This window comes from Succinatimonas hippei YIT 12066 (assembly GCF_000188195.1).
GTDB lineage: Bacteria > Pseudomonadota > Gammaproteobacteria > Enterobacterales > Succinivibrionaceae > Succinatimonas > Succinatimonas hippei.
Genome location: NZ_GL831068.1, coordinates 29,092 through 31,527 on the forward strand (window position 1 = coordinate 29,092; position 2,436 = coordinate 31,527).

Consider the following 2,436-nt stretch of genomic DNA (forward strand, 5'->3'; position numbering starts at 1 on the left):
TCTTATTGTTTATAAATAAAAAACTTCACTTATCATATCCGTTGTCCAGCTTATAATCCATACATAAATCAAGTAATTACAGCTAAATACCGCAGAAAAGTTTTTACAGCCCGAATTATCAATGAGCTCAAAACAATCTTTGCAGCAGTATGTCCGCAAGTTAATGCCGGGCTGATTGAATTTCGCGGTGAAAAAAAACCATGTTTCTCCAGTGAATCTTTACCCACTGCAACTTGTGATTTCAATCCTCGTATTTAAGTTTAAAAGGACATTTTCCATGATCATCCGTAAACGTAAGTATCCTACCGTTAGATCTAAGTTGTGGAGTAACGCATTCAGGTCGCTATCTTTTTTTGCTTCATCCTGCGGAGGTACTCCCATATCTGGGATCCGGCAATATATTGGCCGGCAGAGAACGCCGGATCAAAAACTGAGTTTCTCCTCGCGATATTTTTCTCCCTAAAAGAAGGGTTTTAGCTGCTGATCTTTTTAGATCAAAAAAGGTGAAATCCGCCTGTCCTAAAAGTGCAAAGCGCTTAATTCCAAGCAATTTATGCTTCATTATCGTGTCTTGACCGAGTCCGACTCATTTATTGCTTAAAATTTTTAATGACAGCTGTCAGATCTTTTCACTCAAAAATTTTGGAAAAAATTATGCGGAAATTATCTTTAATTTTAAGTGCCTGTTTTTTAGCAGTATGCGTCAACTCAGCTTATGCTGAAAATGCAAACCTTGTTGGTTATGAAAGTCATCTTACTAAATCACAGCAGCAAAATCCTTTAGCATTAAACGGCATGGTTACCTCTCCTCACTATCTGGCTACCCAGGCAGGTCTTGACATCTTACGCAGTGGAGGAACCGCCGTTGACGCAGCAATTGCTGCTGCCGCAACTTTAACCGTAGTTTATCCTCAGATGTGTACATTAGGCGGCGATAATTTTTGGCTTATCTACAATGCCAAAGATAACAAGGTTGTTGCTATTAATGCCAGCGGCAGAGCCGGTGAAAAAGCTACGATTAAACTTTACAAGGGAAAAGGCCTTGATAAAATTCCCTCACGCGGTTATCTTGCCGCCAATACCGTCCCCGGTGTAGTTTCCGGATGGGACAAAGCATTCAAATATGCTAAAAAAAATCTTGATTCTGACTACAAATGGGCAGATCTGTTCAGCACTCCTATAGATTTAGCGACTAACGGCTTTCCAGTAAGCAGTTCTCTTGCCATGTGGAGTGCAATTGATACAGACACTAAAGACAAAGAATTCCATAATCTGCAGCGCTTTTCTGAATTTAAGAAAGTTTTTTTAAAGCCTGACGGATCTCCTTACACCGTTGGTGAAATTCTAAAACAGCCGGATCTCGGTAAGTCTTTGGCTCTAATAGCCAAAAACGGTGCTGATGAGTTTTACCGTGGCTCAATTGCACAGAAAATTGTCAAAGACATGAAGAAAAACGGCGGTATTCTTACTTTAAATGACTTTAAAAACCATACTGCAGACCTGGTGGAGCCGATAAGCGTTAAGTACCGCAACTATACAGCCTACAATTTTCCGCCGAACACACAAGGATTTGCTTCGCTTGAAATCTTAAACATTCTTAATAACTTTGATTTAAAAGCAGTCGGCAACGGTACTGCCGATTATTATCATCTTATTATCGAAGCAACCAAACAAGCTTTTGCCGATCGCGATAAGTACCTGTCCGATCCTGAATTCGTACATATTCCGCTTGACTATCTGCTTTCAAAAGAGCGCGGAGCCTATCAGGCTGAACTTATTGATATGAATAAAGCAGCAGCCAAAGTTTAAGCGCTTGATCCTAAAGGAGATACAATTTGGCTGGGTACGGTTGACCGCTACGGCAACGCCGTCTCTTTAATCCAGAGTATTTACCATGATTTTGGTTCCGGAATAATTCCTGAAGGTACCGGCATTCTACTGCAAAATCGCGGTTCATTCTTCTCACTGGATCTGAATCACGTTAATGCCCTGATGCCGCATAAGCGTACCTTCCATACCTTAAATCCGGCACTCTTAACCGAAAACGGCAAACCCTATATTCTTTACGGAACCATGGGAGGAGAAGGGCAACCGCAAACCCAAGCCGCGATTATTACACGCATGGTAGATTTTAATATGACGCCGCAAGAGGCTATTGACGCTCCCCGCTGGCTTTATGGCAGAACCTGGGGTAAAGCCTCCAATAACTTAAAGCTTGAAAACCGTATTCCTAAAAATGTTATTGAGGAATTGGCGGCACGCGGTCATCCCGTAGAGGTTGTTGATGCTTATACCGACACCATGGGACATGCCGGAGCAATTAAAATTGATCCTAAAACCGGCGTTATGCAAGGAGGGACCGATCCGCGCGGCGACGGCTTAGCGGCCGGATATTAAAATTTAGTTTAATTGCGTGATATTTTTATTGCCCTTGCC

At 42.0% G+C, this 2,436-nt stretch carries 2 protein-coding genes and 1 pseudogene; all 3 read left to right on the forward strand.

Translation table 11 applies throughout. From position 1 onward, the window contains the following. Positions 1 to 63 precede the first annotated feature (63 nt). The 3 genes and pseudogenes from HMPREF9444_RS11445 (at position 64) to ggt (ending at position 2,397) form a co-directional block, all read left to right on the forward strand. Positions 64 to 258 carry a transposase gene (locus HMPREF9444_RS11445; RefSeq protein ID WP_407083901.1) on the forward strand — a complete coding sequence of 65 codons (195 nt, stop codon included), beginning with the start codon at positions 64 to 66 and terminating at the stop codon, positions 256 to 258. Continuing rightward, entirely contained in the window at positions 188 to 463 is a 276-nt protein-coding gene (locus HMPREF9444_RS11450; RefSeq protein WP_187363664.1) for a transposase, read from the forward strand. The genes HMPREF9444_RS11445 and HMPREF9444_RS11450 overlap by 71 nt, the downstream gene beginning before the upstream one ends. Positions 464 to 795: 332 nt before the next feature. Beyond that, positions 796 to 2,397: pseudogene (ggt, locus tag HMPREF9444_RS11285) on the forward strand (gamma-glutamyltransferase). The last annotated feature ends 39 nt before the right edge of the window (positions 2,398 to 2,436 follow it).